Origin of the sequence: Cupriavidus sp. 30B13 (assembly GCF_049059565.2) — a bacterium.
Classification (GTDB): Bacteria; Pseudomonadota; Gammaproteobacteria; order Burkholderiales; family Burkholderiaceae; genus Cupriavidus.
This window is the reverse complement of sequence record NZ_CP188224.1, coordinates 2369033-2386399: the sequence shown is the minus strand read 5'-3', so window position 1 is coordinate 2386399 and position 17367 is coordinate 2369033. Positions and strand designations below refer to the sequence as shown.

Sequence of the window (17367 nt, the reverse complement as noted above, 5' to 3'; positions counted from 1 at the left end):
CTCCCCCGTGCCGGCCTAGGCGTGGCGGAACACGGCCGGGCGTTTCTCCACGAACGCGCGGGTGCCCTCGCGCGCGTCGTGCGAGGCGGCGGCCACCATGAACTGCATCGCCTCCACCGCCAGCCCCTCGTCGATCGGCAGGTTGATGCCGCGCGTGACCGCGCGCAGGCAGGCCGTCACCGCCACCGCGGAATGGCGGGCGATGCGGTCGGCCAGCCGCACGCAGGCCGGGATCAGCTCGGCCGCTTCCACCACCTCGTTGACCAGGCCCAGGCGCAGCGCCGCGGCCGCGTCGATGGCCTCGCCGGTGAGGATCATCTCGTTGGCGCGCTTGCGCCCCACGTGGCGCGGCAGCCGCTGCGTGCCGCCGAAGGTGGGCGGAATGCCCAGCCTGATCTCCGGCTTGGCGAAGGTGGCGTGGGCCGCCGCGATGGCCAGGCTGCATGCCTCCAGGATCTCGCAGCCGCCGCCGAAGGCCAGCCCGTTGACCGCCGCGATCACCGGCTTCGGGAATGCTTCGAGCCGGCGCGTCATGGCCTGCCCGCGCTGCAGGAAACGGCGCAGCGCCTGCTCCGGCGAAACCGCGACGTCCGGCCCGAAATCGGCGATGTCCGCGCCCGCGCTGAAGGCGCGCGCGCCGCTGCCGGTCAGGATCACGCAGCGCACGGCCGGGTCCGCCTCGATGGCGTCGAGCCTTGCCGTCAAGGCGTCGACCAGCGCATAGCTCAGGGCATTCAGCTTGGCCGGGCGGTTCAGCACCAGCAGCGCGTGCGCGCCCAGCGGCTCGTATCGCACGAGGTCGCCGCCGCTGTCGTCGCCGGGATGGTTGCTGCCGTTGCTGCCGTTGCTGCCATGGGCGTGCGTGTCGTGCCGGGGAGTGGCATCGGTCATGGTCGTTCTCCGTGGTATCCGTTGTCGTCAGGTGGGGTCGCCGAAGGCGATGCGCGCCGGCTGCCCGCGGAATCCGGAGACGAACACCACCGCCGCCCGGCTGGCGACGAAGCGCTCGCCGCACGCCAGCACGGTGTCGCGGCCGGCCGCGTCCAGCGCCGCGGATTGCTCCGTGAGCCATACCGTGCCCTGCGTGCAGATCAGGTAAGATCCACAGCCAAGCGGGATCCGCAGCGCGGCCGGGCCGAGCAGCCAGACGCCCTGCGCGGCGGGGTGCTCTGTCGGGTTTGTCATCGGCATGATGGTCTCCGGGCAAGGCGTTCCGGACCTCGGGCAACGTCCGGCGCGTTCACTGCATTCTTGCCGGGTTCCGGCCTGCGCGGCCGGAAGGATTTTCATCAGCGGTATGCCTGGGCGTCATGTCGATCCTGAGCCGAGCCTCCACCAACGCACTGCGCGCCATGTCGCTCGAAGCCCTGCGCGGCTTCGAATCCGCCGCGCGCCATCTCAGCTTCACCGCCGCGGCCGAGGAACTCTGCATCACCCAGTCCGCCGTCAGCAAACAGGTCAAGAGCCTCGAAGACGTGCTCGGCGCCGCGCTGTTCCGGCGCAGCGGCAAAGGCCTGAGCCTCACCCCCGAAGGCCGCCAGCTCTACGAAGCCGCGCGCGCCGCCATCGGCCAGCTCGGCGCCGCCATCGACCGCCTGCTGGCCGTCGACCGCGTCTCCATCAGCGTCACCACCACGCCATCGTTCGCCGCGCTCTGGCTGGTGCCCAAGCTGGCCCGCTTCCAGGCCGCCGAGCCCGGCATCGACGTGCGCATCGACGCCTCCGAAGCCATGCTCAACCTCGAGCGCGAAGGCATCGACCTCGCCATCCGCCTCAACCCGCAGGCGCCGGCCGCGGGCGACGCCCGCCCGCTGCTGCAGGAGCGCCTGATGCTGGTGGCCGCGCCCGCCATCGCCGCGCGCATCGCCGAGCCGCGCCACATCCTCGACGCGCCCCTGCTGGTCTTCCACGACCCCGGCGCCCGCTTTGCCTGGATGTCGTGGACGCAGTGGTACCAGCGCCTGGGCCTGATGCGCTCGCCCAAGCAAGCCTGCCTGTATTTTTCGCAATACGCCCACGTGCTCAACGCCGCCGTCCAGCAGGCCGGCATCGCCATCGGGCGCACGCCCATGGTGCTGCCCATGCTCAAGAGCGGCCAGCTCCAGGTGGTGCTGCCCGAGCACGCCGCCGACGGGCTGACCTACCAGATCGTCGCCTCCAGCGCGCAGCGGCCCGGCGTGCGGCAATTCCGTGCCTGGCTGGAAAGCGAGCTGGCGGGCGAGGTGATCGGGTGAGGCGACCGGGTGAGGGGTGCCGCGCGCCGGGCCGATGCCCGCAAGTCGGGTATCGGCCGCCGCCGCGCGCGCCGTCCGCCTGATTCAGAAAATTCCACAATACAAACCAGACTTTGGGGGGGTGATAGTTTCCCGCTGCGGTGCCGTAATTCAGGGTCAACGGCGACAAGTCGCATAAATGGCAGTTTCGGAAATTCTGACGATTTCCGAAGACATGCCGCCAATGCGCGATCGCCGATCCACCGGGTGCCGGCGCCATCGCGCCGCGCCCCGATTCTGGCGCTGCAGACGCGAGGAAACGCTGGCGGACAACAACGTTGAAGCCTTCATTTCGCCCGGACCGACCGGGACCGTTTGCGCATAGGGTTTAGCGGAGTGCAAGCGGTGCAGGCAGCAAATTTCAGGACGAGTGCAAGGATTTTCGCGGCTGCCGCCGCGGCCGCCGCGGGCGTGCCGCGGGCGATCGCCGTGGCCAGCGGCCTGCTGGCGGCCGGCTGGAGCCTGGCCGCCGGCGTGACGCCCGACGGCGGCTCCGTCACCACCGTCACCACGGGGGCCGACGGCCGCATCAGGGTGGGCGTGGCGCAGGCCGTGGGTGGCGTTTCCACCAATACGTACCGCGACTTCAACGTGCCCAGGGCGGGCGTCGATCTCGACAACACCAGCGCGCTTGCCCGCGTCATCGTCAATCAGGTCACCAGCACGAATCCATCGCTCCTCGAAGGGCCGCTCGGCGTGCTCGGCCCTCGCGCCCACGTCATCGTCGCCAATCCCAACGGCATCAGCGTGAACGGCGCTTCCGTGCGGAACGTCGGGAACCTCGCGCTGACCACGGGCCAGGTCTCGTTCAATGATTTCATCAGGCCGGATGGCGAACTCCAGCGCAACGTCAAGCTGGCAACCACGGCGGGCATGATCGACATCGGCCCCGGCGGCCTGTCCGGGGAACTGCTCAATCTCGAGCTGGTGGCCAAGCAGATACGCATCGCGGGCAAGGTCGAGAACCGCTTCGACAACGCCAACGCGCATATCCGCGCGGTGGCCGGGACCAGCGGCGCGGAGATCGATTCCAGCATTTCCCCCACCGACAACGCCAGCGAGTGGGTCAAGTATTCGGCGCCGGCGGCCAACCCGGGGCAGGGGCTTGCCGTAGACATCACCGCGGCGGGCAGCCTGAGCGCCGGGCGCATCGAACTGATGGTGACGGACCAGGGCGCGGGCGTGCGGCATGCCGGCGCCGCGTATGCCACGGCCGGCGATTTCGTCGTCTCCGGCACCGGCGACCTGCAATTGGCGTCGGGCCGGATCGAGGCCGCGCGGGACGTTCTGATCGGCAGCGGCGGCCTCGTCGGCGGCGGCAGCATCGCGGCGGGGCGGCACCTGCAGGTAGCATCCGACCGGGTCGACCTCGCGCACGCCGCCTTGAGCGCGGGCACCCGCGCCACGGGCGACCTCGTGATCGGGTCGTCCGGGCAGGTGCATGCGCAGCCCGTCGCGCTGGCGGACACCACGCTGGCGGCCAGCGGCGGCATCGGCGTGTTCGATGCCGGCCCCGGCGTGCTGTGGCGCGGCACGCAAGCTACCGCCGAAGGGAATATCGTCGTCGCCGCGACCGGCCTGCAGACTGCACAGGGCGCTGGCCGCAGCGCCCTGCTCTCGAAGAGCGGCGCCGTTTCCATCGAGGCCGCAAATGCCGCGCTCGCCGGCACGGACATCGACGGCACGGCCGGCACGGCGATCCAGGCGCAGTCGCTGGCGCTGCAGGATGCCGACGTGCGCTCCTCCGGCGGCGCCATCGCGGTCACGGTCGCGGGCGGCTATGCCCAGCAGGACAGCACCCTGCTGGCCGCCGGCGATGTCCACCTGCGCGCGGGCGCGGTGTCCATCGGCTCGGACGCCCGGCAATCGAGCGTGGTCGCCACCGGCGGCGGCGTGCTGGTGCGGGCCGACGGCGACATCGCCAACAGTGGCGGCCTGATCCAGGGGCAGGCGAGGAACGCCGACGACGCGCAGTCGGCGGGTGCCGTCACGCTGCGGGCCGGCGGCAACATCCTCAACACCGCCACGCCGCAATGGCTGGGCATCCTGTTCGGCGCCGGCGACGACGTCTCGGTGCAGGCCGGCGGGGATATCGTCAACCTGCACGGCCGCATGCTGTCCAACGGCTATCTCGACGTGCGCGCCGGTGGCGACCTGCTCAACCAGATCACCAAGCAGGCCGGCGCCAACGGCGAGCAGCCCGACTTGCGCACCGCCTCCGGCAAGCGCTGGCTGTTCCTGACCAAGAGCACGGCCAGCTTCGACGTGGACTACGGCCAGGCCGACCGGCCCGGGCAGATCGCCTACCTGCTGTCGGACAAGGGCACCACGCTGACCGGCCGCAACGTGATCAACCAGGGCGGCGAGATCTACGCCAACAACGGCGACATCACCGTGCGGGCCGCCGATACCTTCAGCACGCAGGGCGTTGCCACCGGCAGCGCGCACTACGCGCGCTCGTGCCTGATCGTGTGCCGCACCTCGGCATCGTCCACCACCACCGTGACCGGCGGCCTGCTGTCCGCCGGCGGCAACATCGACATCCAGGCGGGCAGAGTGGCATCCAACGTCGGGGGCCGGGTGCTGGCGCTGGGCGACCTGCGCGTCGACGCGCCAGTGACCTACGCCACAGGCATCACCGGCTACAGCGCCATCGCGCGCGACCGCGGCTTCAAGGCCTTCTTCGGCGATACCTGGGCGCGGCTGTACGCGATGGACGTGGGCGGCAGCTGGATGGCGGCGGGCCGCACCCATGTCAGCGGCGACACCGTGACCAATGGCGGCAGCTTCGACGGCGACGTGACCATCGCCGGCAACGCGGCCACGGTCCGGCCGCGCCAGCGCGATCCGGTGTCCATCGACAACCGGCTGGGCCTCACGTCGTGGTTCTGGAAATGACGGACGTGAGAATGCGCGACTTCGACGGATTCCATGCCGTGGCGGCACTGGCCGCCGCGCTGGCGATGACGCCGGCAATGGCGCAGGTGCCGCCGCTTGCCGTGCCGTCCGCGCCGGCGGTGCAGGAAGACCCGGCGCAACGCCTGCTGCGCGAGCAGCGCCAGCGCGAGCTTGAGCGCGAGGCCACCCAGCCGCCGGCGCAGATCCAGGCCGCCCCCGGGCTGGCGCCGGACGCGCCGGTCGAGGCCGTGCCGGAAACCTCCGCCACCTTCGAGATCCGGCGCATCCAGGTGCGCGGCAACACCGTGCTGTCCGATGCCGAGGTCGATGCCATCACCGCGCCGTTCCTGGGCCGCGCGCTCGGCACCAACCGCATCAACCTGCTGCTGCGCCGCTTCACCGAAGCCTTCGTGGCCCGGGGCTACATCACCACCCGCGCTTACCTGGGCGAGCAGAACCTGGCCAGCGGCGTGCTCGTCGTCACCGTCGTGACCGGCACGGTGGAGTCGTTCCAGCTCAACGGCCGCGTCATCCGCCCGGGCGGCGGCGGGCTGTTCGACACCGTCGGCGGCGGCCTGCTGACCGACGCCGGCACCGCGTGGCAGTTCCCGGCGCCGGACGACACCCTGCGCCTGCCCGACCTGGAGCAGGGCGTGGACCAGATCAACCGCCTGCGCCGCAACCAGGCCGAGCTGCAGATCCTGCCCGGCCAGACCCCCGGCAGCTCGGTGGTGGCGCTGACGAACCAGACCGGCGACCGCTTCCGCTTCAACGCGGGGGTGGACAACTACGGCAGCCGCAGCACCGGCATCGCGCGTACCCGGCTGGGCATCGACGCGGACAACGCGCTGGGCTTCCAGGAATCCGTTTCCGCCAGCTACATCGGCACGGTGGACACCAATGCCGCCGTGCTGTCGGCGGCCGTGCCGTTCGGCTACAACACGTTCAGCTATACCGGCTCGCTCTCGGAGTACCACAGCGCCATCGCTGACACGGTGCTGCTCTACGGCCGCAGCCTTGGCCACACGCTGGGCTGGAACCGCGTGATCACCCGCGACAAGGGCGGCCGCCAGGCGCTGGACCTGACGCTCACTTACCGCAAGAGCGAGCGCGAGATCAACAACCTGCAGCTCGACCCCCAGCGCCTGACCGTGCTGCGCGCGGCCTGGAGCGGGCTGCGCCGCTTCGCCGCCAACGGGCAACCCGGATACGCCACCGCGGAGGCCGGCATCTCGCGCGGCCTGACCTCCCTGAACGCCACCCGCGATCCGTCGGACATCCGCGCCGACGAAGCCCACGCGCAGTTCACCAAGCTGGACGCCAGCGCCACGCTGCAATTGCCGCTGCCGCGCCTGCCCGGCGGCGCGCAACTGGCGTGGCGCGCGCAACTCGCCGGCCAGTGGGCCAACGTGGCGCTGTTCGGCTCCGAGCAGATCTACGCGGGCGGCATGAGCACCGTGCGCGGCTTCCGCGAAGGCGTGATCGCGGGCGACCGCGGCGCCTACCTGCGCAACGAGCTGGCCTGGGCCAACGCCCCGGCGCTGGCCGGCGTGCGCATGGAGCCCTATGTGTTTCTGGACGGCGGCCAGGCCGCCTATGTGGCCACGCGCGACTGGCAGTCCGTTGCCGGTACCGGCCTGGGGCTGCGCCTTTCCGCCCAGTGGGCCAGGCAGGTCTTCACCGGCGAGCTGATGCTCGGCATGCCGCTGGCGCAGCCCGCCTACCTGGGCGCGAAGAGCGCGCTGGTGCTCGCCACCCTGAACTGGACTTACTGAACCCACGCTTTATCGGCTATCCCAAGGACCCGTCATGCAAGCACAGATCCGCCTCGTTCGCCTCACTCGCCTCACTCGTCTCACTCGCCTCGTTGCCGCCACCGCGCTGGCCTGCGGCCTGCAGGCCGCGCAGGCCGCCACCGTCAACGGCGTCGCCGTGACCGACGAACAGGTCACGCAGGCCATGCAGCAGATGCGCATCGCCGACGCGCCGCAGGCGCGCGAAGCCATCAAGCAGCAGCTCATCGCGCGCGAGCTGTTCCGCCAGGAAGCGGCCAAGGACAAGACGCTGGAGACGCGCCCCGAAGTCCAGGCCGCGCTGCGCGAGGCGCGCAACAACATCCTCACCCAGGCCTGGCTCAAGGACCACATCAAGCCCGCGCCCGTCACCGACGAGCAGGTCAGGCAGCGCTACGACGCCATCGTCGCCAGCCTGGGCGAGAAGGAATACAAGGCGCGCGTGATCGAAGTCGCCGACGACGCGGCCGCCGGCAGCGCGCTGGCCCGCATCAAGGGCGGCGAGGACTTCGGCAAGGTCGCGCAGGCGGTCAGCCTGGCGCCGTCCCGGGCCAGCGGCGGCGCCATGGAATGGATCAGCTTCAAGGTGCCGGCGCAGGAGGGGCAGACCCAAAGCCTGCCGCTGCCGCTGGCCCAGGCCATTGCGGCGCTGCCCGCCGGGGCCGTCAGCGCCGCGCCCATTGCCTGGAACAACCACCGCTTCCTGGTCAAGGTCGATGAAGCGCGGCCGACCCAGGTCCCGGCCTACGAGGCCGTCAAGCCCGGCATCCAGCAGGCCCTGCAGGCGCAGGCGCTCGAGCGCGCCACCACCGCGCTGGTCACGCAGTTGCTGACCAAGGCAAAGATCACCCAGTAAGGCGATCCGGCGCCGCCCCAGCGCAGGCGGCGCGCGGGACCAGCAAGCAGAACGAACAAGAAGACAGCCAGAACCGACCATGCACCACGACCGACCGGCCACGCCATCCACCGACACGCAGCAGCCCATGCCGCCGCTCGCCGCCACCGGCGCCGCCGACGCGGGCGCGCCGTCGCTTGCCGAACGCGGGCGCCGCAGCGTGCTGGCGCGCGCGGTGGCGGGGCTGGTCGCCGCGGCCTTGTGGGTCGGCCCCATGCAGGTCACCTTGCAGCAGGCGCGGCAGGCCGCCGGCGTGCTGGCCGCGGGCGCGGTGGAACTGCAAGCGCCGGCGGTGCATGCGGGCGCGGTGCGGCAGAGCTTGCTGCGCTGGGCGGTCGCCCACTTGCCGGTGACGCTGCGCTTCGGCCCGGCGCAGGCCTACGCCGCGCCGATCACGGACCCCAGCGCTCCGGTACGCTTCACCCCGACCATCACCAGCACCACCGGCCCCGGCGCACCGCAGGGCGGCGTGCCCGTGGTGGGCATCACCACGCCCAATGCGCAGGGCATTTCGCTGAACCAGTACCGCGCCTTCGTGGTCGACCCGGTCGGCCTGATCCTGAACAACAGCGCCACCGGCGGCGGCAGCTTCCTGGGCGGGCAGGTCGGCGCCAACGCCAACCTCGCCGCGTCGGGTCCGGCCAGCCTCATCATCAACCAGGTGACCAGCCAGTTGCCGGCGCAGATCAACGGCACCGTGGAAGTGTTCGGCGCGCCGGCCGGGCTGGTGATCGCCGCGCCGGGCGGCGTCTACACCAGCGGCGCCGGGTTCACCAACACCACGCAGGTCACGCTGACCACCGGCACGCCTCAGTTCCTCACGGCCGGCGGCGCGCCGACCAGCTTCGACACGGCGGCCGCGGCCGGTTTCCTGGTGCAGGGCGGGCGCGTGCAGATCGCCAGCCCGGCGCCGGGCAACGCCAATGCGTCCGGCATCGAGGGCACGGTCGGCAACATCAGCCTGATCGCGGAGTCGATCGGCATCGACGCGGCCCTGCACGCCGGCAACCAGATCAACCTCGTGGCGGGCCGGCAACTGGTCACGCCTGACGCGGGCGGCTTCGCCACGTCCGCCGCGGGCGCCAACAACGCGGCCGCCAACAGTTCCGCCACCGGCGGCCTGGCCATCGATGCCGCCGCCTTCGGCGCCATGAACGCCGGCCAGATCAAGATCGTCAGCACGGCCGCCGGGCTCGGCGTGCGCGCCGACGGCAGCCTGGCGGCATCGTCCGGCAACCTGACGCTCGATTCGGCAGGCAATCTCAAGGTGGGCAACACCTACGCCAAGCAGCAGGCCGCGCTCACCGCCGCCGGCGCGGCCGCCGCCTCGGGCAATGGCCTCGGCGAGGCTGGCTACAGCGTCAAGGCGGGCACGGACGCCACGCTTGGCGGCACGCTCGAATCCGGCCGCGCCTTGTCGGTGGCGGCCGGCGGCTCGATCACCGGCGCCGGCGGCGCGAAGGCGCAGGACGCCGTGACCCTGGCCGCGGGCGGCAGCGTCGATATCGGCGGCGCGGTCAGCGGCGCGCAGGTGGCGGTGCAGGCCGCCGGCAACGACGGCCGCGGCGACATCCGGCTGCGCGGCGACGTCACCTCGCCCGGCCAGATCCAGCTTGCCGCGGCGCGCGACACCACCATCGACGGCAACGCGATCTCCGCCGGCGACCTGAACCTGTCCACCCAGCGCAACCTGACCATCAACGGCGCGGCCGGCAGCACCAGCGGCAACGTGGCGCTGACCGGCGTCACCGGCAGCGTCACCACAGCCGGCAATGTCGTGTCGCCCGGCACGCTCACGGTGAACGCCGGCACCGACGTCAACCTTGGCGGCGAAGTGTTGTCCGCAAAATCCGCCACCGTAGTGGCCGGCAGCGGCAGCATCGCCACCATCGGCCAGATCGGCAGCAATGAGGATCTCACGCTCTCCGCCGCGCAGAACGTGACCGTGGGCGGCCAGGCGCAGAGCGCCGGCAACACCGCGATCACCGCCGCCGCGGGCAGCGTGGCCATCGACGGCGCGCTCACCAGCGACAAGGACGTCACCGTCACGGCCGGGCGCGATGCCGTGGTTTCCGGCAACCTCGGCAGCGGTGGCGCGGTCGCCCTGACGGCCACGGCCGGTTCCGCCACCGTGAACGGCACGCTCGGCAGCGTCGGCAATGCCAGCCTGGCGGCGGGCCAGGACATTCACCTCGCCGGCCGCGTGCTGGCGGGCGGCAACCTGGCCGCCAACGCCGGCCGGACCCTCGACGCGGGCCAGCTCACCTGGGTCGCGGGCAATGCCACGCTGCGCGGCAAGGACATCTCCATCGGCTCCGCGCCCGGGCAGGTCAACGCCGTGAGCGGCACGCTCGACGCCGCCGCCACGCGCAATCTTACGTTGACGGGCGACACCACGACAGGCAACGCCAGCCTCGCCGGGCAAGCGGTCGCCAACGGCGGCGCCACCATCGCCACGCAGCAACTGACCGTGCAAGGCGGCGCGCTCAGCAATACCGGCACCCTTGCCGGCAACCAGCTCACCCTGTCCGCCGACAGCCTCGTCAACCGCGGCACCATCGGCGGCCAGAACGTCACCGCCACCATTGCCGGAGGCCTGGACAACGCCCAGGGCCTGATCGCCGGCACGCAAAACCTGGCGGTCACGGCAGGCGCGCTCACGGCCAACCAGGGCGGCACGCTGTTCGCCGGCGACCTGAGCGGCCAGAACCCGGCCATCGGCGACCTGACATTCAGCGTGACGGGCGGCAACGGCAGCTTCAACAACGCCGCCGGCCAACTGCTGGCCGGCAACAATCTCACGCTCAACACCCCCAGCCAGGTATTCGACCCGTCCGCCGCCGCCAACGGCACGCTCAATGCCAATGGCACGCTGACGCTGGCCGCGCTAGCCATCAACAACACCGGTACCTGGAACGTGCCGGGCGGCAGGGTCGTGCTCAACGCCAGCCAGGGCATCACCAATACCGGCACCATCCAGAAGGCGGGCGACCTGTCGCTCGCCACCGGCGGCACGCTGGCCAACAGCGGCCAGATCATCGGCGGCGGCAACCTGTCCCTGTCGGCCGGCAGCCTCGGCAACACCGGCACCGTGCACGCCAATGGTGACCTCGCGCTGAACGGCGACATCACCAATGCCGGCACCGTGGAATCGCTCGGCAATATCGCCATCACCGGCAGCAACTACGACAACCGCGGCGGCACCACGCAGGCCAATGGCGATCTCAAGATCGACATCGGCGGCACGGTGAACAACCTGGGCAGCGTGCTCGGCGCCAACGGCAACCTGCATATCGCGGCCGGCGCGGTCATCAACGACCGTGCCGGCCCGGTGGATGCGGGCAGCGCCACCAGCAAGGCCAGCAATCCGGGCCTGCTCGATGCCGTGGTCATCGGCAGCTATGTGCCGTGGCTGCCCGGCGGCAGCTGCGACAGCTGCCCGGGCTACATTCCCGGCACGCCGGCCGAAGTCACGCTGGGCAACGTCGTGCGCAACCCGGACGGCTCGGTGCGGCTGGTCCTGGGCAGGGAGAACACCACGGGCGGGGATGGTTTTGCGCAGGTTTATCTCTGGCATTTCATTCCCACCTCGGCGTGGGGCGGCACCATGCCGCCCGAATACCAGAAGGCCACCGTGCGGGACATCGCCGCGCCCACGGTGGACCGCACCACGATACGGCAGGCCGACGGCGCGGCAGGACAGATCATCAGCGGCGGCAATCTCGACATTACCGCCGCATCCCTGTCGAACAAGGGTGGCGTCGTGTCCGCCGGCAGGGACGTCACGCTCAATCTCGGCAGCCTCGACAACGGCCGCTCGGCAACGCTGGTCAACAGCGTCACGGATACCGTCAACCAGGGCGACTTGTCCGCCTTCATGGCGCGGCTTGCCGCGCTGACGACCGAGGTGGTGTCCCCGACCATGCCCGGCCCGCTGGTCTACGGCGTGCCGCCGGTCATCAGCGACTGCGACACCTGTGCGGGCCCGCCACCGTGGTCGCCGGTCGTGCTCGGCCAGACCGGCAGCGGCGCCCAGCCGGCGCTGCCCAGCCAGTCCACCGTCAGCTACCAGCTTGGCAAGGCCGGCCAGATCGCCGCCGGCGGCAACCTCGGCCTGACCGGTACCGGTGACCTGACCAACACCGGCGATCTGGCGGCCGCCGGCAAGATCGCCATCGCCACGCCCGGCACCTTCACCAATCAGGGCCTGTACGACAGCAAGGTCACCACCACGCCCGGCTGCCTGCCCGGCGCCGCCTCCTGCCCCGGCGACAGCAACCCGCGTGTGGAGACGCTGGCGTGGCAGCAGACCCCCAGCACGGTCGCCGCGGGCCAGACGCTGACCATCGACGCCGCCAATATCCAGAACCTCAGCGGCACGCTGGCCGCGCAAGGCGACGTCAAGCTCACCGCCGGCAGCAGTGTCACCAACCAGGCCGGGGCCATCCAGTCCCTGAACGGCGACGTGTCGATCACCGCGCCCACGCTGGTCAACAAGACGCTGGACCCGGTCCAGCTGCACAAGAGCTACGGCAGCAGCAACCCCGCCTACGCGGGCGGCTGCAACCCGGGCGGCAGCTACGGCAACAGCCAGTGCGCCGCCACCGAAGACACCGCCGCCGGGCCGGCCGCCGTCATCAGCGCCGCGCGCGACGTGCAGATCAACGGCGGCACGCTGACCAACAAGGGTGCCCTGATCACCGGTGGGCGCGACGTCACGGTCAGCGCCAGCGGCGCCATCGACAACAGCAGCCTGCCGCTCAATGCCGACTGGGTAGGCCGCTGGCAGGAAGACCGCTCCGGCGGCGACCGCTGGCACGACACCGGCGGACGCGCCACGCTCGGCAGCCTCGAATCCGGCATCCAGGCCGGCCGCGCGCTGTCCGTCACCGCGGGCGGCCAGGTGCTCAACACCGGCAACCTGATGGGTAGCACCGTCGACCTCACCGGCGCGGCGCTGGTCAACGGCTACACCAGCCCCAACCAGCCCACGCCGCCGTCCACCGGCGCGCAGCAGGTCATCTCCCTCGGTCCCGTGGCCGCACCCGCCGGCGCCGTGCCGGCCGCCACGCCCGTGAGCGATCCCACCCGACCCTGGCAGTTCAACCCCGTGATCGTGGCCGCGCCCACGGCGCCGGACGTCGGCGGCAAGCAGACCATCGACTGGCACTTCAACGCCAACCTGGGCGGCAACCCGGTCAGCGGCCCCAGCGTCAATACCGACCGCGCCCAGTACATCAACAACAGCGCGGCCACCGCCGTACTGGCCGGCGTCACGCCGGACAGCCTGCTGGCGCAACTGCCGGCCGAGCTGCGCCCAGGCAACGTCAACTTCTACTACGACCCCTACACCGAAGGCCAGAAGCTCCAGCAAGCGGCCCTGCAACAGACCGGACAAGCCAGCTTCATCAACGGCCTGGCGTGGGATAGCCAGAACCAGCTCTCGGTCACCGACCAGGAAAAGCTGGTCCTGTACCGCAACGCCGCGGACTACGCCAAGGAACACAGCATCGCACTGGGCACCGCGCTCACGCCCGAGCAGGTGTCGGCGCTGGACGCGCCGATGCTGTGGTACGTGCAGCAAGCCGTGCCCGACCCGAGCTGCAACAGCCTGGCGAGCACGGCCTGCCCGACGGTCAACGCGCTGGTGCCGCAGGTCTACCTGCCCGAAGGCTACGCCCAGGCCCTGACCAAGCCCACCGGCGGCAGCATCGCGGGCGACAACATCAAGCTGGACATCGAAGGCCAGCTACGCAACACCGGCACGGTGACGGCCACTGACACGCTGCAGGTCAAAGCGGGCAGCATCGAGATCGGCCCGAACGTGGTGGACATCGGCACCTCGGCGTACAAGGTGCAAGGCGGCTGGAACGAAATCACCGGGACGGTGGTGCAGCCGGGCGGGTTCATGAGCGCGATGCACATGGACATCGAGACCGAGCGCATCCACGCGGTAAACGATGCCTTCCTGATCCGCAACGCCGACGGCACGGTAGACGAAGCCGCGACGCTGGCGCTGGTGAACCAGTTGAAGGCCAACCTCGGGCTGAACTACACCGAGGATACGGTCAGCGACGATATTCATACGCGGTTCATTAAGGAGAAGAAGGGGTTTGGGCCGCTGGGGCAGATTGTGGCGCTGGTGGCCGCGGTGGCGATTTCGATTGTGACGGCGGGGACTGGCACAGCGATTGTCGGTGCGGCCTACAGTGCTGCGATGGGGGCCACGGCAGCGGCAGGGGCGGCATTTGCCGCCGCTGGCATTGGCGCGGCGATGTCGCTGGCGGTGACGGGGCTGGTAGCCGGCACGCTGTCGAGCATGGCAAGCCAGTTGATCTTGAACGGATCACTTGATATCGGCGCCGCGCTCAAGGCGGGCGTGGTGTCCGGCGCGACTGCCGGCCTGACCAAGGGCGTGACAGCCGGTTTGGACCTTGGCGGCGCGGGGCTTTCCAGCATTGGCGAGAACATCAGCCTTGGCAACTGGGGAGCGATCCAGGCTAATTTCGGCAGCTACGTAGCATCCTCCGTGGTGCGCTCGGCGATCAGCGCCGGGGTGAACACCATTGCTTATGGCGGCAGCTTCGGCCAGGCGTTTGCCGGCGGCTTGGTTCGGGATGCGGCGGCGGGAGTGGCCAATGCGATTGGGGGGGGACTGCCGGGCATCGGCTCGGACAAGGCGACTGCGGAGACGATCCTGGCGAATGCGGCTGGTCATGCGCTGCTGGGTTGCGCTGCGGCGAGCCTAACGGGCGGTGACTGTGCGGGTGGTGCTGTGGGTGGCGCGGCCAGTGCCATTGGCGCCCCATTGATCCGGGATGTGGTCTACGCGGACAGTCCGGTGCTCAACTACAGCGACGACAAGATCCGGCAGGCGTTGACGGTCGGTCTGGCGACGCTGATCGGTGGAGTAGCCGGCGAGCTGCTCGGTACGGATGCAACGTCGGCGGCACTGGCTGCGCAGAATGAGTCGTTGAATAATGCGGCTTCGACAGGACCGGCGCGCGGCATTGCCAACCGTGAGAACGCAAGACTGACGAAACTCTGTGAGCCAGACTGCACGGTTGATGACTTTAGACGTATCGACAAGCAAGTCCGGGAGGTAGAGGCCGCCGCGATGCTGGCGCGGATGAATAACCTGACGCCAGAGCAAACGCTGAAACTGGCCGACACGTTGTCGAATCTGCTGCCGTACTACGGTTCGGCGGCGATGCTGTACCAGGCGGTTACGGGGCAGACCCTGAGCGGTCAGTCCCTCGATACGGCGGATCGGTGGTTGTCCGGAATTCTGGGTGCTATCCCCGTGGGGGCGGTAGCCTATAGCAAGATCAGCAGGTTCATAGCGACCAAGGGCACACTTGCCAGCGATGCAATTGTGACGGCGGGGGGGACTGCGAATGCAGCGACTGCACCAAAGCTTGCGGACGATCTGGCATCGAAGATGGCAAAACCTGTTGTCTCAGACGCAAAGCTTGGCGGTTTGATCGACGACTTGTATCGTGATGGTGCGAAAATTGGCACGGGAAGCACGGCAGACGCTGTTCGCTATGAAACCCAGACTGGTAGTCCTATCGGTGGTGTGTTCCATACCCAAAAGGCGCAAGACTACTCGATTGCTCTGCAAAAATGGTTGGACTCGAGTCCAAATGCTTCGTTTGGAGATCGTTCAGCAGCTCAGAACGTCTTACGGGATCTTCAAAATGCCTTGGGAGGAAAATAATGCGTACCTGGCAAGAGTTCGTTGCGGAACTGGCCCAATGCAATGTGCTCAGTTCGGCCAGGAGACTGGCCTTTGAGGAATGGGGAGAGGACATTCCCACTACAGTTTTGTTTGGAAAACTTGGCAAGGCTCTCGCCGATCATGTTGACGAACTTGATCTTGAAACCAGAACGCATATCTTCCAAATCATCGAGAGTGGTCTTGCAAGCAGCAATGTGGCGCTCAAGGAACTTGTGGCGACGGGCTTACTAGAGGCCTTTTATTTGCGAGTCTCTGGCGTTTTTGGTCATTGGAATCGGACTAGAGATTATCTCGGTCCTCTATCTACTGCTTATCTGGTGGAGTGGGGGGGGATAAATTCTTGACGCAGAAGAATCGAACCCGACCACAGTTGGGGTTGTCGTTTCTATGGAAAATTTCTTCTGGCCTGCAGACGTTAGGCTTACGGATCCTGCGAGGATAATGGAAAATTCGTGAAGGACGGGACCCGTGATGGTGTCAGTATTCTTATCGTACTTGAGCCACCCAGCAAGGGCGGAATTGTTACTTATATGCGGGATAAGCGCCGACTGTTTGTTACCTCTCAAGCTGGGACACTGGTCAACATTACGTCCGCTATGCCCCGGGGAGGTAGCTAGTCAGCTATGGAAGTTCTCAACGTAAAATCAAGGATGCATTACATTATCGCCAGGTGACTATGACTGGATTTGATATGCTGAAGTGGGTGCCTTGCGACTCCCGCAGCGACATGGAGGCGCGCGCTTCTGGGGAAAATGTGCTGGGACGCTGCTGACCTGCGATGCGAATACGTGGGGATATGTTCAAACGCCGGAAGGCTCGCATCTGAACGTTGGCTACGCGATCTCAGGTCTGGTGCCGCAGGGCCGTGCTCGATGGTCAACGTATGCTCGTGGGTATCAATGAATGTTTGGTCTGCTACGATTTGACGATCGGTATCAAGTGCTTCTCCTTCCGCATGCCTTTGGTGTTTCACGAATTCATCGAGATTGGTGATCCGCTAATTGTTCGAGATGAGATGGGCTTTGTCGGCATTGCTCAAGATGGCACTGAGCTTTGGAAGCTTGGTATCGAAGGTATCGTTGAAAGCTATACGGTGACATCGTCCAAAATCAGCGGGCAAACGACTGAGGGGTCGCGTTTCTCATTTGAGCTACCTATGAGTTGGCGTTTGTTTTGCGCCGAGTGATGCCCGACTACAGGATATCCGCACGGCGACGCACCCGGCGCGGTTGGCGGCGCAGCCAGCGCGATCGCGGCGCCATTGATTCGGGATACGGTGTATGCCGATAGCACGGTTGCGAAATATAGCGACGATCTCAACCGGTTGGCTTTGACGGTCGGACTGGCGACATTGATCGGCGGCGCGGCTGGTGCTTTGCTGGGGACGAATGCGACTTCGGCGGCACTAGCTGCTCAGAATGAGTCGTTGAACAATGCGACCAGTGGCAACGTGAAAAAGCCGGGGACCCCCGACGAAATCCGGAGGATGCTGGAGCAGGAGCGACGGGCGCTGGGGTACACGGGAACTGTGAGCGGGACAGCCGGCACCGGCGCGGTGGGTCCCAGCCTATTGGTGCTTGGGGGGGGCGAAGAGCAGTGGACCGAACTTCATTGTCTCGCCCGGTGGGACGGCATACCCCGTTCCTTCGGGGGCAACCGGGCCGATTCCTGTCACCAATCCTTCGGGAAACCAAACGGGTGTAGCCTTTACGGGGGGGCAGGGCGGAGCGAACGGTCAAGTTTCGTCGATGCGAATCATGGATCCTA

The 17367-nt window shown here is 68.5% G+C and carries 9 protein-coding genes; 7 read left to right on the top strand and 2 right to left on the bottom strand.

Annotated features, from left to right (window positions below; genetic code table 11):
* Positions 1-15: 15 nt before the first annotated feature.
* Positions 16-891: a crotonase/enoyl-CoA hydratase family protein gene (locus ACKI2N_RS29695; protein WP_420992482.1), complete on the bottom strand. Its 876-nt coding sequence runs from the start codon at positions 889-891 to the stop codon at positions 16-18.
* A 27-nt stretch (positions 892-918) separates the two neighbouring features.
* Positions 919-1185, bottom strand: coding sequence for a DUF2917 domain-containing protein (locus ACKI2N_RS29690; RefSeq protein ID WP_420992483.1), 267 nt, complete (start codon positions 1183-1185; stop codon positions 919-921).
* A gap of 125 nt (positions 1186-1310) precedes the next feature.
* Here ACKI2N_RS29690 and ACKI2N_RS29685 point away from each other — a divergent pair, with 125 nt between their 5' ends.
* The 7 genes from ACKI2N_RS29685 (at position 1311) to ACKI2N_RS29655 (ending at position 16786) form a co-directional block, all read left to right on the top strand.
* A complete protein-coding gene (locus tag ACKI2N_RS29685; protein ID WP_420992484.1) occupies positions 1311-2234 on the top strand; it encodes a LysR substrate-binding domain-containing protein in 924 nt (307 codons plus the stop codon).
* A 450-nt stretch (positions 2235-2684) separates the two neighbouring features.
* Positions 2685-5171 (top strand): filamentous hemagglutinin N-terminal domain-containing protein, encoded by a 2487-nt coding sequence (locus ACKI2N_RS29680; protein ID WP_420992485.1) that lies wholly within the window; start codon positions 2685-2687, stop codon positions 5169-5171.
* Positions 5168-6946 (top strand): ShlB/FhaC/HecB family hemolysin secretion/activation protein, encoded by a 1779-nt coding sequence (locus tag ACKI2N_RS29675; protein WP_420992486.1) that lies wholly within the window; start codon positions 5168-5170, stop codon positions 6944-6946. The genes ACKI2N_RS29680 and ACKI2N_RS29675 overlap by 4 nt, the downstream gene beginning before the upstream one ends.
* A 34-nt stretch (positions 6947-6980) precedes the next feature.
* Positions 6981-7820, top strand: coding sequence for a peptidylprolyl isomerase (locus ACKI2N_RS29670; protein ID WP_420992487.1), 840 nt, complete (start codon positions 6981-6983; stop codon positions 7818-7820).
* Positions 7821-7899: 79 nt separating this feature from the next.
* Complete coding sequence (locus ACKI2N_RS29665) at positions 7900-15579, top strand: filamentous hemagglutinin N-terminal domain-containing protein (protein WP_420992488.1); 7680 nt, start codon at positions 7900-7902, stop codon at positions 15577-15579.
* Positions 15579-15944: a hypothetical protein gene (locus tag ACKI2N_RS29660; protein WP_420992489.1), complete on the top strand. Its 366-nt coding sequence runs from the start codon at positions 15579-15581 to the stop codon at positions 15942-15944. Before ACKI2N_RS29665 ends, ACKI2N_RS29660 begins: the two co-directional genes overlap by 1 nt.
* Positions 15945-16489: 545 nt before the next feature.
* Positions 16490-16786 (top strand): hypothetical protein, encoded by a 297-nt coding sequence (locus ACKI2N_RS29655; protein WP_420992490.1) that lies wholly within the window; start codon positions 16490-16492, stop codon positions 16784-16786.
* Positions 16787-17367: the final 581 nt, after the last annotated feature.

Bases quoted from the DNA above. Each gene is read 5' to 3' on its own strand.
- ACKI2N_RS29695 (WP_420992482.1), bottom strand. From the start codon at position 891: ATGACCGATGCCACTCCCCGGCACGACACGCACGCCCATGGCAGCAAC.
- ACKI2N_RS29690 (WP_420992483.1), bottom strand. From the start codon at position 1,185: ATGACAAACCCGACAGAGCACCCCGCCGCGCAGGGCGTCTGGCTGCTC.
- ACKI2N_RS29685 (WP_420992484.1), top strand. From the start codon at position 1,311: ATGTCGATCCTGAGCCGAGCCTCCACCAACGCACTGCGCGCCATGTCG.
- ACKI2N_RS29675 (WP_420992486.1), top strand. From the start codon at position 5,168: ATGACGGACGTGAGAATGCGCGACTTCGACGGATTCCATGCCGTGGCG.
- ACKI2N_RS29670 (WP_420992487.1), top strand. From the start codon at position 6,981: ATGCAAGCACAGATCCGCCTCGTTCGCCTCACTCGCCTCACTCGTCTC.
- ACKI2N_RS29665 (WP_420992488.1), top strand. From the start codon at position 7,900: ATGCACCACGACCGACCGGCCACGCCATCCACCGACACGCAGCAGCCC.
- ACKI2N_RS29660 (WP_420992489.1), top strand. From the start codon at position 15,579: ATGCGTACCTGGCAAGAGTTCGTTGCGGAACTGGCCCAATGCAATGTG.